This is a genomic window from Leptospira inadai serovar Lyme str. 10, from assembly GCF_000243675.2.
GTDB classification, from domain to species: domain Bacteria; phylum Spirochaetota; class Leptospiria; order Leptospirales; family Leptospiraceae; genus Leptospira_B; species Leptospira_B inadai.
In genome coordinates this window covers 1,023,656-1,042,091 of sequence record NZ_AHMM02000025.1, presented here as the reverse complement: position 1 = coordinate 1,042,091, position 18,436 = coordinate 1,023,656, and the positions used below count along the sequence as shown (strand labels likewise).

Annotated in this window: 14 protein-coding genes and 4 pseudogenes; 8 read left to right on the top strand and 10 right to left on the bottom strand. The window is 44.0% G+C overall.

Features of this window, described 5'->3' with window-relative positions:
• Positions 1 to 21: 21 nt before the first annotated feature.
• The 5 genes and pseudogenes from LEP1GSC047_RS20675 to LEP1GSC047_RS20880 form a co-directional block, all read right to left on the bottom strand.
• Positions 22 to 504: a TIGR04388 family protein gene (locus LEP1GSC047_RS20675; RefSeq protein ID WP_081654409.1), complete on the bottom strand. Its 483-nt coding sequence runs from the start codon at positions 502 to 504 to the stop codon at positions 22 to 24.
• Positions 407 to 1,984, bottom strand: a pseudogene (gene tnpC, locus LEP1GSC047_RS20670) (IS66 family transposase). The gene LEP1GSC047_RS20675 and the pseudogene tnpC overlap by 98 nt, the downstream one beginning before the upstream one ends.
• A gap of 61 nt (positions 1,985 to 2,045) precedes the next feature.
• Positions 2,046 to 2,371 (bottom strand): annotated as a pseudogene (gene tnpB / locus LEP1GSC047_RS22315) (IS66 family insertion sequence element accessory protein TnpB).
• Positions 2,362 to 2,653 (bottom strand): annotated as a pseudogene (gene tnpA, locus LEP1GSC047_RS21840) (IS66 family insertion sequence element accessory protein TnpA). Before tnpA ends, tnpB begins: the two co-directional pseudogenes overlap by 10 nt.
• Before the next feature lie 55 nt (positions 2,654 to 2,708).
• Positions 2,709 to 7,478: a TIGR04388 family protein gene (locus LEP1GSC047_RS20880; protein WP_020989170.1), complete on the bottom strand. Its 4,770-nt coding sequence runs from the start codon at positions 7,476 to 7,478 to the stop codon at positions 2,709 to 2,711.
• A 326-nt stretch (positions 7,479 to 7,804) separates the two neighbouring features.
• Here LEP1GSC047_RS20880 and LEP1GSC047_RS21760 point away from each other — a divergent pair, with 326 nt between their 5' ends.
• The 5 genes and pseudogenes from LEP1GSC047_RS21760 (at position 7,805) to LEP1GSC047_RS22420 (ending at position 10,432) form a co-directional block, all read left to right on the top strand.
• Positions 7,805 to 8,266: a hypothetical protein gene (locus LEP1GSC047_RS21760; RefSeq protein WP_146036926.1), complete on the top strand. Its 462-nt coding sequence runs from the start codon at positions 7,805 to 7,807 to the stop codon at positions 8,264 to 8,266.
• A gap of 779 nt (positions 8,267 to 9,045) precedes the next feature.
• Positions 9,046 to 9,315, top strand: a complete 270-nt coding sequence (locus tag LEP1GSC047_RS22425; RefSeq protein ID WP_081654408.1) for an Rpn family recombination-promoting nuclease/putative transposase — start codon at positions 9,046 to 9,048, stop codon at positions 9,313 to 9,315.
• A gap of 20 nt (positions 9,316 to 9,335) precedes the next feature.
• Positions 9,336 to 9,773, top strand: coding sequence for an Rpn family recombination-promoting nuclease/putative transposase (locus LEP1GSC047_RS21500; protein ID WP_238325621.1), 438 nt, complete (start codon positions 9,336 to 9,338; stop codon positions 9,771 to 9,773).
• A gap of 47 nt (positions 9,774 to 9,820) precedes the next feature.
• A complete protein-coding gene (locus LEP1GSC047_RS20645; RefSeq protein ID WP_010415243.1) occupies positions 9,821 to 10,072 on the top strand; it encodes a hypothetical protein in 252 nt (83 codons plus the stop codon).
• Positions 10,062 to 10,432: pseudogene (locus tag LEP1GSC047_RS22420) on the top strand (PIN domain-containing protein). The gene LEP1GSC047_RS20645 and the pseudogene LEP1GSC047_RS22420 overlap by 11 nt, the downstream one beginning before the upstream one ends.
• A gap of 702 nt (positions 10,433 to 11,134) precedes the next feature.
• On the opposite strand, the gene LEP1GSC047_RS20635 reads toward LEP1GSC047_RS22420, so the two are convergent.
• From LEP1GSC047_RS20635 to LEP1GSC047_RS20625, 3 genes are all read right to left on the bottom strand, one after another.
• A complete protein-coding gene (locus LEP1GSC047_RS20635) occupies positions 11,135 to 11,461 on the bottom strand; it encodes a type II toxin-antitoxin system RelE/ParE family toxin (protein WP_010415249.1) in 327 nt (108 codons plus the stop codon).
• Positions 11,451 to 11,690: a hypothetical protein gene (locus LEP1GSC047_RS22300; protein ID WP_010415250.1), complete on the bottom strand. Its 240-nt coding sequence runs from the start codon at positions 11,688 to 11,690 to the stop codon at positions 11,451 to 11,453. Before LEP1GSC047_RS22300 ends, LEP1GSC047_RS20635 begins: the two co-directional genes overlap by 11 nt.
• 90 nt (positions 11,691 to 11,780) lie before the next feature.
• Positions 11,781 to 11,984 (bottom strand): hypothetical protein, encoded by a 204-nt coding sequence (locus tag LEP1GSC047_RS20625; RefSeq protein ID WP_010415252.1) that lies wholly within the window; start codon positions 11,982 to 11,984, stop codon positions 11,781 to 11,783.
• An 880-nt stretch (positions 11,985 to 12,864) separates the two neighbouring features.
• On the opposite strand from LEP1GSC047_RS20625, the gene LEP1GSC047_RS20620 reads away from it, so the two are divergent.
• Positions 12,865 to 14,709: an OmpA family protein gene (locus LEP1GSC047_RS20620; RefSeq protein WP_010415254.1), complete on the top strand. Its 1,845-nt coding sequence runs from the start codon at positions 12,865 to 12,867 to the stop codon at positions 14,707 to 14,709.
• 225 nt (positions 14,710 to 14,934) lie between these two features.
• Here the strand turns inward: LEP1GSC047_RS20620 and LEP1GSC047_RS20615 are convergent, their stop codons facing one another.
• Entirely contained in the window at positions 14,935 to 15,642 is a 708-nt protein-coding gene (locus LEP1GSC047_RS20615; RefSeq protein WP_010415257.1) for a YwaF family protein, read from the bottom strand.
• Positions 15,643 to 15,811: 169 nt separating this feature from the next.
• Between LEP1GSC047_RS20615 and LEP1GSC047_RS20610 the strand changes: the two genes are divergently transcribed.
• Positions 15,812 to 17,104 (top strand): UvrD-helicase domain-containing protein, encoded by a 1,293-nt coding sequence (locus tag LEP1GSC047_RS20610; protein WP_039935872.1) that lies wholly within the window; start codon positions 15,812 to 15,814, stop codon positions 17,102 to 17,104.
• Between the two features lie 59 nt (positions 17,105 to 17,163).
• Positions 17,164 to 17,463, top strand: a complete 300-nt coding sequence (locus LEP1GSC047_RS20605) for a YciI family protein (RefSeq protein ID WP_010415261.1) — start codon at positions 17,164 to 17,166, stop codon at positions 17,461 to 17,463.
• Between the two features lie 105 nt (positions 17,464 to 17,568).
• Here LEP1GSC047_RS20605 and LEP1GSC047_RS20600 read toward each other — a convergent pair whose 3' ends face one another.
• Positions 17,569 to 18,420: a metal-dependent hydrolase gene (locus LEP1GSC047_RS20600; RefSeq protein ID WP_010415264.1), complete on the bottom strand. Its 852-nt coding sequence runs from the start codon at positions 18,418 to 18,420 to the stop codon at positions 17,569 to 17,571.
• Between the last annotated feature and the right edge of the window lie 16 nt (positions 18,421 to 18,436).

Genomic DNA, 18,436 nt, shown 5'->3' with positions numbered 1-18,436 from the left:
AGTCCCCCGCATCCCCGCCGGTCAGTGATGACGTCCCGTATGCATATTCTTCGTGAGTGTGATCGACCCATCTGCATTCGCAACCACGCTCGCGTATTCCTTCGTCGTATACGCTGCGCAAGCCGCGTTCGCAAGTCCTTGCCCGCAAGTCGAGTTGATAAAACTCTGCAACGTGATCCCGTTTCCGTTCGCATCCCGCTTCATATTTCCGTCTATATCCGCTATGTATTGGTTTCCGTCTTTTCCACCCTTACCTGTATAGATCGTATCTCCATTTGCTTTTAGTAACTGGCCAAGTCCGCTATCCGTAAACGTTAACTGACTCGATAGATTCCCTACCATCCCGTCTATATAGCTCATTCTACTATTCAGCAACGCCGTATTCGCTGCGCTTAACAGTAACCGCCTAATCAAGCACAGGTATAGCGAGTTGCGGCAGATCCTGACAAGAAAGACTCCTCGGCTCGCTTTCCCATGACTTAAATAGATCCCGCAAATACGCATAAGGATCGACTCCCGCGAGCTTTGCAATTTGAACTAAAGAATAAAATCCTGCACTTGCAGTCGCTCCTTCCGGGCAGCCAGAGAAGAGCCAATTTTTTCTTCCGATCACAAAAGGACGAATATCATTCTCGACCAGATTTGTATCCAATTGCAATTCCGGATGGTCCAAAAAGATGAGCAATTTTTCCCATTGGCCAGCGAGATAACCAAGGGCTTTACCCATCGAAGATTTCGGAGCGACTTCTATAATTCGTTTATTCATCCAGGAACGGATCTCATCAACGACCGGCTTGGATTCAGATTGTCTCCGTTTTAAATGTTCTTCGGAATTTAGATTTTCTTCTCTGGCCTTCGACTCGATTGTGTAGAGCTTACCGATTTCCTTTACGATCCATTCTGCTTGAGCGTTCTTAGGATCTATTTTTAAAATTTCAAAGAATCTCCTTCGAGCATGATTCCAACATCCTGCATGAAGAATCTTTGATTTTACTTTCAATAAAGAATCGTAAGATTCAAAACCGTCTGTTTGGATAATCCCTTCGAAGTTGGAAATCCATTCTTCTAAAAACTTAGCACTCCGACTCGGTTCATAATGATATAATACTACCGGTTTTTCTCGGATAAATCCCCGAATCACCCACATATAGGATTTGGCCGTATTCGACTTTTTCGGTTCGTTTAACACTTGGAGAACCGTCTCATCTATCTGTAAATACTTCGATTCAAAAAGCTCCTTTCTTATATCCTCAATCAATGGAGAAAGCTTTTCATATACTTGGATCGCAGTATTCGATAAAGTTGTTCTTGAAATATCGACTCCCGATCTTTGAAGAATTCCTGCTTGTCTGTAGAAAGGAAGAGCATCTGCAAACTTCTGAGTAAGTGTGTACGCTAAAAAGCTCGATGAAAGCATACTCTTTTCAGCGATTTGATTGGGAACTGGTGCTATTTTAACGACAGGTTGATTTTCATCGGAAGTCCCTTCACAATGCTTGCACGCATACTTAGGGCGAATATGAACTTCGACTTGGATTTTTGCCGGAATTAGATCCAGCTTCTCGGAGCTTTCCTCTCCGATTCGAGTCAGCTCATGCCCACAAGAACAGGTTTTTTCGATTTCGGGAATATCGTGTAAGATCTTGATTCGAGGGAAATAATCAGGGAACGGCTTACGACCCGTTTTCTTTCTAGTGTGACTTTTAACCGGGGTGAAGAGGCTTTTTTCCTCAGGTTAGGTGGAATCCTTCTGTAGGGAATTTTCTATTTCGTTAAAAAGAAGTCCTTGGTCTATCTCGATTTGGCTCCATTTCTCCGTCCTTCTTCCGAATAGTTGGATCTTTAGGCGCTCAATTTGGTCGAGATGCTCGGCTTCTTTCTGTCTTTGGAGTCGCAATTCTTCAGAGTACTTATTATTTTGGAATATAATAATCTTCTTTAGTTCTTCTACATCATTCGGCAGTTCGTTTATATCTAAGGACACGGCATCTAAATGTAGATTTTGCGATTAAATTAGTCAATCTTTTCAGCTCACTTCTTATATTTTAGTTTCTATGCTCTTTAAAGAAATCGATCCCGTTTAAAAGCCAATGAAATCTTTCTACCGGAATCTTTCGAACTTCTTCCTCTGAGTTCGGCCACGGAAATTTACTCTCCTCTAATCTTTTCTGCCAAAGACAAAACCCGCTCTTGTCCCAGTAGAGCATTTTCAGTTTTCTTTCTTGCGATTGCAGAATAGAAATACACTCTCCGAATACAAGTCCTTCTTCATTTTGCCTTCTACAATGATAGCAAGTGTATTAATCGATTTCCTTAAGTCGGTGACTCCAGGTCGTAAATACACTTTTCTTCTGCCGGGATTTAGCTCCATTGTCCCAAACTAAACTGAAGGTTTTACTTGTAGCAAAGCCTTGCCGGAAGAATCTATTTTTAGGGTCAAAAATTCAGACCCTACCGACGAAATGCTGTTTGAAACAGATTGAGGAACTTCTACAAAGCCCTCTTCTTTTTGCTGAATCTTAGCTCGCCTCTCCCAGTGGTAACGAAAGGCCGAGTATTTTAGTCCTTTCTTTTTGCAGTATTGCGGTCGCGAAAGTTCACTTTTTGAAAATTCCTCAAACTCTTGCTGCCAATCTACATTTGTTCTGTTCATTAAAAATAGTTTAGCACGATTGGCCGAGGAGCAAAAGGTGGGCTTGATTAGGCGCTTACGTGTTTGCACCTCTAAACTGATTACTAAACGTAATGTCTCCCGTATTCGAGAAGTTTAAGAATGCTCCGCCAAGACTACTCCAACCTTTTTGTTCATTACTTAAGTTAGCACCTACGTTTACTACACCCGTATCGCTCGCTGATACGTTCAGTCCTAAATTATTACTTCCTGATTTTGCAAAGGTAAAGCCTCCGTTTCCTGAATGGCTTCCATTACTAGCATTATAACTAACTCCAACGTACGATCCATTGGTACTCGGAAGGTTTACATTCACGTTTAGGTTTAATCCACTTCCTGGAGTAAATGAGAAGCCTCCATTCAGTCCATACTGAGTTCCTCCCACCTTCTGTATCGCTCCCGTTACTCCACCTCCCCAGCCCCCGGCCACTTCCTGTTGACCGGTTATGATATTTGCGTTTTGGTGAGGTGTATAGCTTACATATCCCGATACCGGAGTTTCTGTCGCCATCGTGGCTGCGCTGATGATTCCATTCGCAAATCCTGCTACCGCTCCGTTCGTCCCTCCAACTCTACTTCCCACATACGTTTGGGTTGCTATATTGGCCCCTACTGCCGTTAGCATCATTGCGCCATCTGCCGTGACTGCTGCTCCGGTGGAGAGGGCAGTGGCCGCCTCGAGTAATGGAGCTCCCGCTCCTCCCGAGAGTCCTGTGATGATTGCAGCAGTTACAATCGCCACTCCTTGTGCTGCATCTTCCAGTCTCTGGTTCGCTGCATTCTTCCTAGCGGTTTGCTGGTTCTCGTACTGTTCTAGTAATTGTCCGATCGCATGAGGGTCTGCTCCTCCAAAATTGGGAGATAGCATCTCACCGATCGCATCAAATACCTTGTCTCTCGTAGCCTGCTTGATTTGTTGGCTCAAGCTTACATTCCCGGTATTTGCCTCTCCCTTCGCTTTCGAAAGGTCGATCGTATGTTGAAAGTCTGATGATTGTTTGTAGATGCTTTTATTATCGCTTGCGGATATTACACCTAAGTCGTGGCCTAGATCTCCCAGTGTCTTCATCACTCCGCCGGCAAACTTAGCAACCGTACTCTCGAGTCCACCGTGCAATAGCTGTTGGTCGGCTTCGAGTAAGCCTCCGGTGGCTAAGTTTGCAGCATCTAGCAGCAGTTTGTCCCGATTCAGTTCTTGCTTTCCTTGTTGTCTTTGCACAAACTGTTCAGCCATCTTAGCATACTGATCGATTTGAGCCTGGGACCAGCCATTGGCCTTGCCGTACTGCTGTACTACAAACCCCGCGCTACTCACCTGGTCTGCCTTGTACTGAGTCACTGCATCCTTATTGCCCTTTAGCTTGATATCATTGATTGCGATTCTAGTAGCATCGTTAAAGTCTTCTGCCTTAGATCCCGAGATTACGTGTAATCCTGCTAGCCCCGTAGAGATAGCATGGGTCAAAGCTCCCATTCCCTCCGCAAGAGGTCCTTCGAGGGAGGCTGCCATCGTGTTCAGTTCGTTTCCGATTCTTCCTAATGACAAGGCAGGTCCCGTCATCCCTAGTTCCTGCTTCGCTGATTTGTTTCTCATCGCATCCACGGCGTATTGTGAGAATTGTTGGATCACTGTCGGATCCCAGCCGTTCATCTTCCCGAACTCTGTAACTGCGAGTCCATACGCCTGGAATTTATCGTTCTTATATTTCTGGATATCCGCTTCTTGTCCCGGATACGATACATCCATAATTGCCTTTGAGATCCCACTCAGTCCAGGGATATTGCTCGTGATCTTTAGCTCAGCGCCCGCGACTAGGCTCATGCCTCCCGTAGCCACGAGAGTCCCTACGTTTGTAAACGAATTATTAATCGAATGCTGTGCGTTCTTAGCTGCTATCTTATCCTGCCAGGCTCCTGCTAAAAATGACGCAGCCTCAGGTGATAAATCGAATGTATTCGAGAGTGCTGTCGCTATCAAGCTCTGGGTCGCTGACTTGACTTGCCCTTTCACCCAATCTCCCGTACTCACTCCGCCTAGTAATACGTTCTTCGCATAATCTGCGATTAAGGACGCTGTTTGCGCTTTGTTTTGTGCGTCTGTTTGTGCAGCCGAGAGCAGCATCGAGTCCTGTTTGTCTATATACCCGAGTCCGCCTGTCATTTCTTGCGCCATTTTTTGTAAATTGGCCCCGCTCATATAATCTTGCAGATTCGTAAAGGCGGAACTCACCAGATTTCCCACGGATGAGGAATCGAATATGTTCAGCGAAGTACCGGACTTAACCCCGGTAAATTTCATGAGGCTGCCCTTTGAGCCCCCATTAGAATCCATTCCCATATTCCCGGTTACGGTAGTATTCTGGGAATCCAAGGCAACCACTCCAGGAGCCGCAATCGTAAACTGTCTTTGTGTCGTATCGTATCTATAATTACCTGAGTCGCCCGCATCTCCGCCGGTCAGTGATGACGTCCCCGTATGCATATTCTTCGTGAGTGTGATCGACCCATCTGCATTCGCAACCACGCTCGCGTATTCCTTCGTCGTATACGCTGCGCAAGCCGCGTTCGCAAGTCCTTGCCCGCAAGTCGAGTTGATAAAACTCTGCAACGTGATCCCGTTTCCGTTCGCATCCCGCTTCATATTTCCGTCTATATCCGCTATGTATTGGTTTCCGTCTTTTCCAGCCTTACCTGTATAGATCGTATCTCCATTCGCTTTTAGTAATTGACCAAGTCCGCTATCCGTAAACGTTAACTGACTCGATAGATTCGCTACCATTCCGTCTATATAGCTCATTCTACTATTCAGCAACGCCGTATTCGCTGCGCTTAACAAGGACACGTTCTCCGCTGCGGTGATCCCTTGAGTCAACGACGTCGACACAGTTTGTAAGGCGGAGTTATCCGGTAGATTTGTATTCGAGCTAGGTAAGGAAAACGCTAAATTCTGAAACCTAGAATTGATTTGGTCGAGGACGCTCCCCACTCCCGTATTGGAGGTGGCCGATGGTAACGCCGTAAACAGATCGGCTGCATTTAGATTACTTGCATTTATCGATGCCTGTGCAAATTCCCCCGCAGCGTTCTTTTTCAGGTTATCCATATTGATATACCAAGATGCTTCCTGGGATTGCAACGCCTGCACCCCGGCCGTAAAATTGGCCTGGGCGTTAGCGATGGTTTGTTGTTTTTGCGCTAAAAACGCATTGTACTGAGACTGGTATTGATTGGCCTGGATCTCCCAATTCGAAATCGCAGGGAGTACGTTATTGGTGATATTGGCAGAAAACGAATTGAGTTGGGCAACTAACGAATTCCATTCACTGGCGTTCTGGGCTGCATTCGGATCGTAAGTTTTGTAGGATAAAAGAATGTGTACGTCATTTTCTGTCGAAACGTGAGCCACCGTCCCGCCAAGTCCTCCCCAGCCGACCACATCGTTTTCAATATAATTCACGAAATTTGCACCTGCTTGGCTATATACAGCATTCAGATTCAAAAACGGTAGAACAGTCCACCCCCCAAATAATCCTGGAATTCCACAGCCGAAAATATCATTGCAGTATCCTCCATTATTATTGAAAGCTTGCAAATCGGCAGTTTGAATTTGATACACCTGAATTCCTCCGCTCAAACCTAAATTTAAACCATTCCCGATTCCGCCGTTTAACCAGGAAATAAACTGTGATTGTGTAATACTTCCGTCTAGATAAGATTGAAGTTCTTTTGACAAGCCGACATCATTGTATCCGACAGAGCCAGATTGCCACGACATTGTAGGGATACTTGCAAAGCCATTTGCATAACTGACGGGAGTCGATGGATAAGCCAACGCATTATAATTTGCTGCATTACCGGTCCCAATCGAGCTCTCGGTTTGCAAAAAGGCATTCAGGTCGCTTACGATCGTAGTTAGAGGTTGGTTTTGGGTGATATCGGTTTGGATCTGATTTAAAAAGGTCTGTAAATTCTGGCCATCCGCCGTCAGAGTCGTTTTAGTCGCTGGATCCACCCAAAATAAATTTTCCGTATTTAAGTAATTTTGAACATTCGAAACCAAGGATTGAACCTGACCCACGATATTCTGTTTGTACTGATTGATTTGGGATAGATTCGCCTGGTAATTCGCGTCCGTTTGATTGATCTGACTCAGCAAAGCCTGGTAATTGCTCGTCATGGTTTGCAGACCGTACTCGTACTGAGCCAGTCCGTTCTGCAAATTCGTATTGTACGCCTGGTTCCACTGGGTTTGGATTTCCGAAACGGTCTGAGTTCCCACCGGTTTCGACAAATCCACGTTCGACGCCAAAGCGGTATTCAATTGAGTCGTAAAGCTCGCCTTATCCGCCTCCGTTTGCACATAGTCGGCGCCGAAAATCTGTTTCAAAAAAGCATCCTGTTCGGCGTAGGCCTGGATATCCGCCGCAACCGTAAACGCGGTCAAGGCCTGATCCTCCTGGGACTTCAAGGCGTCCTGAACATAGTTTTTGTAGTCTTGAACGCTATTAAAACTGTCCTGGGTCTGGATGGAATTCACGTAAGCGGTGATCTCCTGGTCCAGAGCTGCCTCGTATGCCGTTTTATAATATTGTAATTCGTTGAGGACGTAATTATCGTAGTCGGCGGCGTTCGAAAACCGGCTCGCGGCGGAGGAATATGTCGTCGCCAGAACGTTCGGATCAAACTGGGGTGCGTTCAGATTGGGAGGAACAGCGGGCTGGGAAAAGACCCGATCGGAACCGGTGGAAATTCCTAGGAAAATAATACAAAGAAAGACATAGTTCTTCGATAGAAATCTCGATTCCATAATAAAACTACTCCCTGGAGAAATTGAAATGAAAATACAAAAAAGGTTGAATAAAAAGACTCCGAAAACCTATCGGAATCCCGATTTTTTTTCAAATAGGTAGAGCTAAATTTACAAATTGACAAAAAAGATTCAAGAAAATAATCATCGCAAGGATTGAGCCAAAATCATTTTTTAGACAGGAATCTGCCATAGGTGCCATTTTGACCCGTTACAGGTGTAAGATAATTTTACATGGCGTTCCCTAAAAGGAAAAATATCCTTGAAATTGGAACAATTCCAAATTGAAAATGTCGCATTACAGTTTTCCCAATAGGTAAAAAACATTGAAACGCATATTTATGACCCTACCAGGATTCGCAGTTTGTGGATTCCTGTTCTTCGGCTGCCAAAAAAGCAGCAGCAATAATTCGGACCAGGCCACCCTCTATGCGCTACTAGGCCAACCCAACTATTCTTGTGCGAAGATAACCGCAAATACAACCTCTGCGCAATCTGTAAGTTTCTCACCATCGACTTCCGGATTTGGATATATTGGTTATGTAAAAGTCGTAGCGGCAGCTGGCCAAAAATTGATTTTCGCATCCACTACTACAAATATTGCTTCAAATTTTACAGCTTATTCTGTAACAAGCTGCGGTTTAGCGGCGTCGAACAGCCCCCCGTTTACGGTAACAACCAATACATCTACAAATTATACGATTACCTTCTCCCAAGCATTTACCGGAGTGATTGAACCATTTTACAATACATCAAGTCCCACAGATATAACCGTCCAAGAGCAATAACACACGTTTGATCAATTTTACTAGATCCGGGCAGCTCTGCCCGGTTCCGTTTTCTACTCACCCTTCTCATTTTTTTAGCGAAAAAAGGTGTCTGAATTCCCATAACAAGGTTATATATTGGAAAAAGCAAACGGAGTGATCGAGCCCTTTTATAATACATCCAGTCCCACGGATATCACCGTCCAACAGCAATAACACACGTTTGATCAATTTTACTGGATCGGGCAGCTCTGCCCGATTCCCTTTTTCTCCCCCGACTCCGATTCCACTTGAGCACCGCTATTTATAAATCCGCATTCTCTAACACCTAACAACTATTGAAATATTCAACCTTTCGTTACCACTGGGAAGGACGATCTCTCATCGTGAGGAGTTTTGCAAGTAAGAAACATCCGGTTCGGCTATCCTAAAATATCACGCATCGAATTTGATTCCGGAACCGGATTTTATGCATGTCCGAAATCTTTCAGAGGACAGAGGACGGAGGACGGAGGACAGAACATAGGTAAGCAGAGTTTCCACGTTCTAAAGAAAGATTCGGGTGTGTCAGTGGATTTTTCCCCTACCTCTGTTGCCTTACCAACTAGTAGCAGCTACTGTCTTCTGCAGAGGACAGAACATTAATGAGCGGAATTTCCACGTTCTAAAGGAAAATTCTTGTGTTATATTGGATCTTTCCTCTACCTCTATTACTTTTCCAACATCGTGCAGCTTCTGTCTAGCGTGAGCAAAGCGAACGCATCTGTCTTCTGACCTCTGTCCTCTGAAAACGAACGCATCTGTCTTCTGACCTCTGTCCTCTGAAAACGAACGCATCCGTCTTCTGTCGTCAGTCCTCTGCAACAGGCATTTATGTCCAACTGCTAGGTTATCTTTCGGAGATCTACAGGAATCAAGTAAGAACGGAGGGAATCCATTCCATCGTAATCCCATTCGTTTTTTATCATGGAGAAAGACAGTGGACGTTAGGTGAAACTTTCTTAAGCCAATTCAAACTTCTTGAAGGAGAAGCAAGAGTCTTATCCGAATTTATTCCGAACTTTAAATAGATCTTTTCGATTTGTCCGGAGTGAAATTACAAGAGAGATTGGAAAGCATAGCGCTCCAAGTCATCCTCGGAGTAGTACAGAGGATTCGGGAAGGAGAGGCGGTTTTTGTGAATCATTTACCCGGCTTACTTTCTCTCTTAGATGGGATTGGGGACGAATCTAAAAGAGTTGCAATCTTACACAAATTACTTTTATATATTTTCTGGGTAAAGGATTTCCAGCCTTCAGAATTGAAGGAGATGCTCCATCGCAGGAAATTGGAGAGGTACGAGGAGGTAGCGATGACCACGGCAGAAAGACTGATTCAAGAAGGGATACAAAAAGGGAGGCTGGAAGGCAAGTTAGAGGGTAAACTGGAAGCCGCTCGCAAGATGCTTGCAAAAGGTATTGATCTTAAGGCGGTTTCGGAAATTACCGACCTGACCGAAAGAGATCTTCGAGACCACGGGATATTATAGGATTCCATTTGGACAATCGAGAGCTTAGAGTCCGGAATTTAAAATGAATGATAACGATTAGCGGCACGATTAAAAAAGGTAAGATCGTTTTGGATGAAAAGGTCAAAGTTCAGAATGGTAAGGTTTTAGTGACCTTCATCGATGAAAAGGTAGCTCACCCATTCCAGGAACAAAAGAATACCGGTAAGGAACTCCAAAAATTACATTTGGCTGGTATCTGGAAAGATAGAGGTATAAAAGACGGCTCGTCCTATTCCAGAGAATTAAGAAAGAAGCTCGAAACTAGAAATGCTGGTTGATTCGGATATCCTAATCGACTATTTTACGAGGCTTTGAAAAAGCGATTACTTAACTTCATTCCATTGAAGAAACTATTTCCATTTCCGGTTATTCTTATTTCGAATTGATTGAAGGATTCGAAGGCTCTCCGGAAAGTAGAAAAGTTCATATCATTGTTTGAAGTTCTATGGTTAGATGAAAAAGAAATTCGGAAAGCTCTATCGATTTTCAAAGAGCATAAATTCAAACATGGTATTGGTTTTACCGATTGTTTGATAGGCCAGACTTCTATTTCTTACAAAATGAATTTGTATACTTTTAATGCGAAACATTACAAAGCATTGCCGGAGTTGAAAATTACGAAACCCTATGAAAGGTGAGCAAAACGGACACGGATTTCCAAATCCGGCATCCTCATAGAACCTTCCTCCCTTTAGTCGAGCCCCGCAAAAACGAAAGTTGAGTTTGCGCCAGCGAGCGTTCCAACTGGAGGAATTCCTCAGTTGAGAGAGATTTAAATTTGTTTCAATTCCAACTTGGTTCGATTGAAAGTCTTCATCAGAATTTCTAAATAAAATCTATGCTCTTGTTTCAATTCCACTCTGGTTCAATTAAAAATCGGATCCGGTTAACCCAAACCCTGAAATATTCCAGTTTCAATTCCACTCTGGTTCAATTAAAAACCCGCTTAAACACTTAGTATTCCCAAATTCGGGACCATCTATGAAGTGAGCAAGTCGTCGATGTCTAGTAACCGAATTTTCCTGGGGGATCGACGACAGGAACGAAGAATACTGTCCGTCAGTATTTTTTCAACTTCGAAATAACGGTTCAAGAACAATAACACGAGTAAGCATTTTACTTAAATCCTGGCAAATCTTTCCGGTGCTTTTTTTGATCCGACTTCCTTCCGCCTGAGCCCCGATATTTATAGACTGGCATTCGCTAGCGCCTAACACAAGGCGATTTGGCTTTGGGCAGTAAGCCCCCTTAGAATACTGTTCCTCCTCCGTCTATATCTAACATCTAATACCTAATTTGTAGGAATTATAGACGTATGATCTTTAGGATTTGAATGAGCTTTAAGGAATTTTCTTTAAGAATCCTTCGAGTTCTGAGTCGGAGATACTCTCTTTTTCGGCTTTATCATAGATAGAGAGCAGAAAAACGACTTCTTTAGCGAGTATAACGAAGTAAATGACTCTAGCTCCTCCGGATTTACCTTTTCCTTTGGAAGCGATCGGGATTCGTATTTTATAACAGTTTTTGCCGAGACTCGTTCCTTGGGTTGGGTCTTTTTTAAGGGACTCACCCAACTCCTTGATTTCTTTTTTAAGAGAACGGTATTTCTTGACTAAGAGTTTGAATTCCTTTTCGAAATTCGAAGTGGTTTCGACTTTATAGTTCATTTAAGAACTGATCTAGGGATTTCGATTTTAGTTTGCCGGCAAGGATCAGTTGAGCTTCTTTATAACCTTGGGCGATACCAGCGAGGATTTCCTCTTTAGTGGGTTCTTTCTCTTCTTGGGCGTGCTCGTCCCTATGTCGTATAAAGTCGATGAAATCGTCCACTTCTGCGAGGCGCCGGGGGGAAAGATGTTCGAGTTTTTGTATGACTTGTTGTATTTGAGGTCGCATCGTATTATAGCTCTCTAAGAGTTCTTGAATAGGGCTTTTGCGTTTTCATTTGCTGGCTATTTGAGAGTTTCACTTGTTGGACTGCTTCTTTTAGACTGAATTATTCTTTCTGTTCTTAAGATAATCTTTCAAAGGGACAGATTTTTCGTTTTTAGCTTTCACTTGATCGTAGAGTCGGATATCGGCCAGTTCTTCTAAGCTTTCTAAGATAGCCTTGTATTCTTTAACGGAAAGAACTACGGAGAGCTTTTTTCCTTTATCGTCGGTGATGAATTGAGGGTTGATTGATTTCATACTATTCTTTGGCGGTTTACGGGTGCCACCCGTTTTGAATCATATCTATAGGGAATGAATTTCGTTTCTTTTATCCGTTTGCTAATTCCTTTTTTCCTAAGACCTACTGCATACGTCCTCTTTTGAGGAAGGCGTCGGTGTCCGTAACCGAATTTTCCTGGGGGATCGACGACAGGAACGAAGAATACTGTCCGTCAGTATTTTTTCAACTTCGATTATTTCACATGGTTCGATTTCAAGTCATCGGCGAAGAAGTATCTGATCCAGACGCATTCAAGTTTCAATTCCAACTTGGTTCGATTTAAGGCGGGAAGATCGGACTAAGCAATCAACCTCGCAACTTACAAACAGACTCTCCGCTTCACGACCCGCGAAGGATCGACGCGGGGTCACAAAATCGCGGATGCGATTTTTTGACCGAAGCGGAGAGCCTGACCCGAAGTTACTGAACCAAGATACTATAATAAAAAAAGAGCTGAGGGACGCGGCCAAACAAGGGCCCACGAAAGATCTCGAATTAGTTTTGCAAAAACCGAAACAGCAGATGAAAGTGCGGTTATAGCGAACGAGAGCCGATTCATTTTGATAAAACTGCGAGCCCGTCCAAATCGTTTTGGGAGAATTTCAAAGTAAAATTGGTAACTTCCGCCGTACCCCCGAGGACAGAACCTGTCCGATGTCGGAAAAATTACAAGAAATAGCGGAAAATTCCACTGGTCACCACCGGTTACCACCGAATTTTTCTCCAGAAGATGGAAACTCCGTTTATCAATGTTCTGTCCTCCGTCCTCTGTCTTCTGTCTTCTGTTCCCAAACCTGGAAACAAAGAAATTCTTTTCAGAACAACGGATCAAAATAAAATTCCCCAAGGGGAAATAACATGAAGGGCCGGATATCGAGTATCTATACTTTCTTACTTTTTTCCTGCTTTCTTCCCCTCATAGCGGAAGAAAAAATCGTGGAGGGAAAGCTCCTTCAATTCGGAAAACTCATTCACTCGGGTGAAGACTTTATACAAATCGAATCCAACGATCTCGGTCCCGAACTTTCAAAATACCAACAGCATACCGTTCGCCTTTTATGCGAAATGAAAGAACAGCATTGTATGCCGTTGCGCTTCGATTTACCCCCTTTTAACGAAGAAGCCGGTATTCAGCCCTGGACTTTGAAAAAAATTCCCGACTACGTTAGTCGACATCAATACTCGATCAACCCGACGGTCACCCCCGATGGACGATATTTATTTTGGACTGTATTCCGACCCCAAGGGAGGCACGGGACTCAGAAAATTTGGTACGCGGAAAAGGACGAAAAAGGTTTCTGGAAAGACGGAAAGGAAATGCCTCACCCTTTAAATAACGATATGCCGTCCGCAGTATTATCCGCCTTGCCCGGCGGAAACGAACTTTATGTCTTCGGTAGCTACGACGAAGAAGAACAAAGAAAAAAACTAGACGAAGAATTGGAACATAAAAGAAAGGAAATATACCAAGATATCGATAATGACCCGAATATTTCCGCCAAGCTGGATGCAATAGAGAAGGAACATCGGAAAAAAAAGGAGGCTCTGGCCAAACGCGTGCCTTTATACAAAAGCTTTCGCGAAAATGGGACTTGGTCCGTTCCCAAAATCATAGATTTTCCCGGCTTTTATAATAACTATCGAAAAAGCAGTAACCCTTCTCAGGAAGTCTTCGGCGGATCCACTTTATCTTCTTCCGGTAGGGTCATGATCTTTTCGGTTCAACGGGAAGATTCGGTCGGAAAACTGGATTTATACATTAGCTTTCAAAAGGAAGACGGAACCTATTCGTTTGGACAGAGTTTAGGAAGCTCGATCAATACCGAAAAGGAAGAAATGGCTCCCTTTCTCGCTAGCGACGATCGAACCCTGTATTTTTCCAGCGACGGTCACCAAGGGATCTCCATTTACGTGACACGGAGAATCGGGAACGGTTGGACTCAATGGACTAAGCCTGTGGAAGTTTCCGAAAATCTGAAAGGAGTCAATTTTTTCTCCATCCCCGCAAATAGTAAATGGGCGTATGTCAGCAGGGACGGAAAACTGTATATGGCGTATCTCCCTCAGGATTTCCGTCCGAACTCGGTCGTCGTCGTAAACGGAAAAGTGTCCGATGAAAACGGGAATCCGATTTCCGCGGAAATACATTATGAATCTTTAACTAACTTCAAGGAGTTAGGTATTGCAAAAAGCGATCCTAAGACCGGGTCTTTTAGCCTAGTGCTCCCTTACGGAGAGAAATACGGATTTTATGCCAAGCAGGAAGGATATCTAACCGTATCCCGAAATTTGAATTTAGAGAATCCATCCGATCAGGAAAAAGTCGCCGTCGAATTCGTATTGCCTTCCATAGCGATAGGTCGTCAAATTCAGCTGAATAATTTATTTTTTGAAACGAAAAAATCCGAGATTTCGAAAGAATCCGAACCGGAGCTGAATCGACTTGCCGAATTATTGAAGTCGAATTCGAATTTAAAAATTCTTGTGGAAGGACATACCGATAACGTCGGTAAAAAAACGGATAACCAAACTCTTTCCGAAAATCGAGCGAACGCTATCGCGGAATATCTTAAAGTGAAACATGGAATCGGCGAAGATCGTGTGCAGACCAAAGGATACGGAGATTCCCAGCCGATTTCGTCCAACGATACCCCGGAAGGCCGGCAAAAAAATCGACGAGTCGTTTTTCAAATTCTGGAATAATCGATAATATCCGGATCGCCGGTCGGCATCGGAATTTTCTTTATAAGCCTAGCGATTTCTGCCCTACTAATTTGCACCGCTGTTCAGAAACTGACGGGAATCGGGGCAAAAGGATCGGCAATCGAACTACAGTTGGAGAAAGAATAGTGGGACAGTCCTGATTCGAACAAAGTCGGTTCGGCGCCCGTTTAACGCCGAGCGCCTACAAGTCTTTAAAATCCGATTTTATCGGGACGATTTCGTTTCGTTCGTTTTATTCTTAAAATAGAACGGGAGATAAAGAATACAGAACAGCGCCGACCCGATGAGTTGCATATTGACCAGGTAAACGGGCCAGGGCCCCAAATGATCGATCAAAGACGAAGAGCCGGGCTTTTCCATTAGATAACCGTAATTTGCCTTAAACGAAAAATCGATCAGGAGAGCGGAGAGAAAATATAACTGCGAGAGAAGAATCACTCGAGGAACCGCCCATTTCCTTGGATACAGCCTTAGGCCGAATACGGCATACAAAGCCCCGATAACTAATCCGGAATGCGCGATAAAGAATATAAAAAAATAAGGATGCGGAAACGATACCTGTAAATCCGGGGTAACGACTCCATTGATCGACCCCGCTATAACCCAAAAATAAGAGAGCTCGGCCATCATTCTGTTCCGAGTAAAGAGGGCTATACACGTGACGAACAGGGACCAATCGCAAAATTCCATAGGGAGATCGTATCGAATTTCCCAATAACCGAGATCGATTCGATAGGCTATATAAACGATATAATTAAGAAGTAGAATCGATGCGATGAACCGTCCGATTCTTTTCGGAGCCCGGTCATCAGGGCATCTCCTCGCGACGTAAATCAAAAATGCCAAAAAAAGAACCGTTCCGAATAGGATAAAAATATGCAAGATTGACCAATGTTCAAAACGCGATTCCAAGGTTTCTTCCTAAATTATACTTTTCTAAGTATCGATGCCGGCCTTCGTATCTCGAAATCCATTTTATCCGCTTTGTTCTAGGAATTTCAAAAAGAAAACTCGAGTCGGATTGATTCCCGCAAACGAAAAACCGACCGCATTAGCGCAAAATATCTACCCGTGTATTCGGATGCAAAGATCGAAATTCAATCCCGCTCAGGAAGAGATCATACGAGATTCCTCCCGATACATTCAAGTAATAGCCGCGGCAGGATCCGGAAAAACCAGTACGATGGTCGGCTTTGTGGAACGATGTATTTCGGACGGAACGGACCCCCGGGAGATTCTTGTACTTAGTTTTACGAGAAAAGCCGCCGGGGAAATCAAACACAGAATCCAGATCAATACCGGACAAAAGGGAGTCCGAGTTCATACGTTTCACTCTTTTTGCTTTCAGTCTCTGGCCCGGCACCATCCGGATTTTCAACAACGCATGCCCGGAATCCTACTGCCCTCCGAACGAAACGGATTTTTTAGAAACTGGTTTCGGAAAGATCCTTCTTTGATCGGTGGAATTCCTTACGAACTACTTACGAATCCTTCGGCCCTTCCGGAGGAATTCCCGAAAGATTGGTTACCGATAGTACGGGAGGAATATGCTAAGTTCAAGAAAGGGCAGGGAAAAATGGATTTCGACGATCTCGTCGCCATATTTCTAGAAGCTTTAGAAAAGAGAGAACCTTGGACCGAAGCCGTTAGGTCCTCTCTAAAAAGAATATTAGTGGACGAGTTCCAGGATACCAATCACGAACAGCTAACGTTCGTTAAACTTTTGTCGGATACCGCCTCGATTTTAGTCGTAGGCGACGACTCCCAAAGTATATACTCCTTTAGAGGTTCGAACGTAAAATTATTTCTCGATTATCCGAAACTTTTTCAGGGAACCAGCCAACATGCCCTAACTACCAATTATCGCTCCCTCCCGAAAATCGTGGAGATATCGACGATTCCGATCGATAGAAATAAAAGTAAAATCCCGAAGATCGTGCAAGCTCACCGTTCGGGAAAAGCGTTAGTGGGCCTTGTCAAGATAAATAGGATCAGCGATCTCTTCCCCTTTCTCGGTCAAGCATATCGATTCAGTCGAGGCGAATTAAAAATTCTCTGTCGTTCCAATCATCGTATCCGGGAATATATCCGCGCCGGTATTCCGGAAGAACTTCTCATGACCATCCATGCATCCAAGGGTCTGGAATTTCATACGGTTTTCGTGGACATCGCCGACGGTTGGAACGTAAAACGGACGTCTCCGCAAGAAGTCTTGGAGGAAGAACACCGAATCCTTTATGTGGCGTTATCCAGGGCCAAGGATAGTTTAGTGATCATAGGATCGATGAGAAATTCCGGTAGGGAAACGGCCGAGGATCATTTCTTCTCGTACTTTGCAAAAGCCCTTCCCACATGGAAAAAACCTCCTAGATAATCGTATCTTATACTTTGCATGCCCGAACCTTATGAAATTTTGGATCCAGGATGGAATGAATGAAATTTTTCTTAATCGAGTTACTATATACCGTTCCCATAGAAAAAATCGATGAGGCAGTCGTCGAGCATCGTAATTTTTTGCAAACCTTGTATGATAAAGGAATTCTCCTTCTCTCCGGCCCAAAGGAACCTCGAATCGGCGGAGTGATCCTAGGAAAGTCGAAATCTTTGCAGGAAATCCAAGATATATTCCAAAACGATCCGTTTCAAAAATACGAGTATGCGAACTATAAATTCACCGAATTTTCCCCCGTAAAACGCCAAGCATTCTTAGAAGATTGGATCCGGCAAAAATAACGCGGTATTCTAACCGATTATTCTTTACGTTTTTCTAATGGAAAAAAACCGACCTCCCGCTCGTTGCGGAGCGGGAAGCAGGGAACAAGTGGATTGGATGGGTGCTTAAATGGTCGCTAACGCCGCGTTAGCTAGTTCGTAACCGCCGGTTTGATCCGGGTGAAAACTCGGTTTGAAATACAGGAGTGACATCGCTGCGAGCGCAGGATACAAGACTCGCCCTTGGGGACGGGCCCCGTTTAAATCCTGAAAGTATTTGCGAATTCCGACTTTCTTGTCCGCGATTAAAAACCAATGCTGTAAGAAAATCGAATACCCCCAGAATATAACGGATGCGATCAAGAAACCTAAGATCCTGAGCGTATAACTTTTAGAAACGGTTTGCAAGACGTCGTAAGCGACCGATTTATGCTCGATCTCTTCGCAAGCGTGCCAAAGAAGTAGGTTTCGCATTTCACCTTCGGCATAATCGTAAAGTCTGTTTCTTAAAACGACCTCGCCCATACTCGCGGTATAATGCTCCAGCCCTGCAGTGACCGAAAGTTTCAATTTTTTTCCGAAAAGAAATTCGAGAATTGGCAAGAGAATTCCAAACGCGGTTTTTATATAAAATTTTAGCATAACCTTAACGGGGCGACCTTGGGCTTCCAAAATTTCAAGCGCTTTCTCATGCTCTTTTCCGTGCTGAACTTCCTGTCCGATGAAAGCTTTTACCCGATTCTGCAATCCGGGATCCTTTACTCGGTCCGCAAAGGCCTTAACGCTTTTGATAAAGAATCTTTCCCCTTCGGGAAACAGAATATGATAAGCGTTAACATTATGCGTTAAAAAGGAATTGTCGGCCACGTAGTGATCGGATACCTTTTCAAGACCGACGAAATCCATTTTGCGAACCGACGGTGATTTTGCATCGATCGGTTTTAAATTTCTTTTTTTAGCTGTTGTTTCATTACTCATTCTTTTCACCAAAACC

Coding starts and splice junctions, on each gene's coding strand:
- LEP1GSC047_RS20675 (WP_081654409.1), bottom strand. CDS start 504: ATGCGTATTTGCGGGATCTATTTAAGTCATGGGAAAGCGAGCCGAGGA.
- LEP1GSC047_RS20880 (WP_020989170.1), bottom strand. CDS start 7,478: ATGGAATCGAGATTTCTATCGAAGAACTATGTCTTTCTTTGTATTATT.
- LEP1GSC047_RS20645 (WP_010415243.1), top strand. CDS start 9,821: ATGATAACGATTAGCGGCACGATTAAAAAAGGTAAGATCGTTTTGGAT.
- LEP1GSC047_RS20635 (WP_010415249.1), bottom strand. CDS start 11,461: ATGAACTATAAAGTCGAAACCACTTCGAATTTCGAAAAGGAATTCAAA.
- LEP1GSC047_RS22300 (WP_010415250.1), bottom strand. CDS start 11,690: ATGCGACCTCAAATACAACAAGTCATACAAAAACTCGAACATCTTTCC.
- LEP1GSC047_RS20625 (WP_010415252.1), bottom strand. CDS start 11,984: ATGAAATCAATCAACCCTCAATTCATCACCGACGATAAAGGAAAAAAG.
- LEP1GSC047_RS20620 (WP_010415254.1), top strand. CDS start 12,865: ATGAAGGGCCGGATATCGAGTATCTATACTTTCTTACTTTTTTCCTGC.
- LEP1GSC047_RS20610 (WP_039935872.1), top strand. CDS start 15,812: ATGCAAAGATCGAAATTCAATCCCGCTCAGGAAGAGATCATACGAGAT.
- LEP1GSC047_RS20605 (WP_010415261.1), top strand. CDS start 17,164: ATGAAATTTTTCTTAATCGAGTTACTATATACCGTTCCCATAGAAAAA.
- LEP1GSC047_RS20600 (WP_010415264.1), bottom strand. CDS start 18,420: ATGAGTAATGAAACAACAGCTAAAAAAAGAAATTTAAAACCGATCGAT.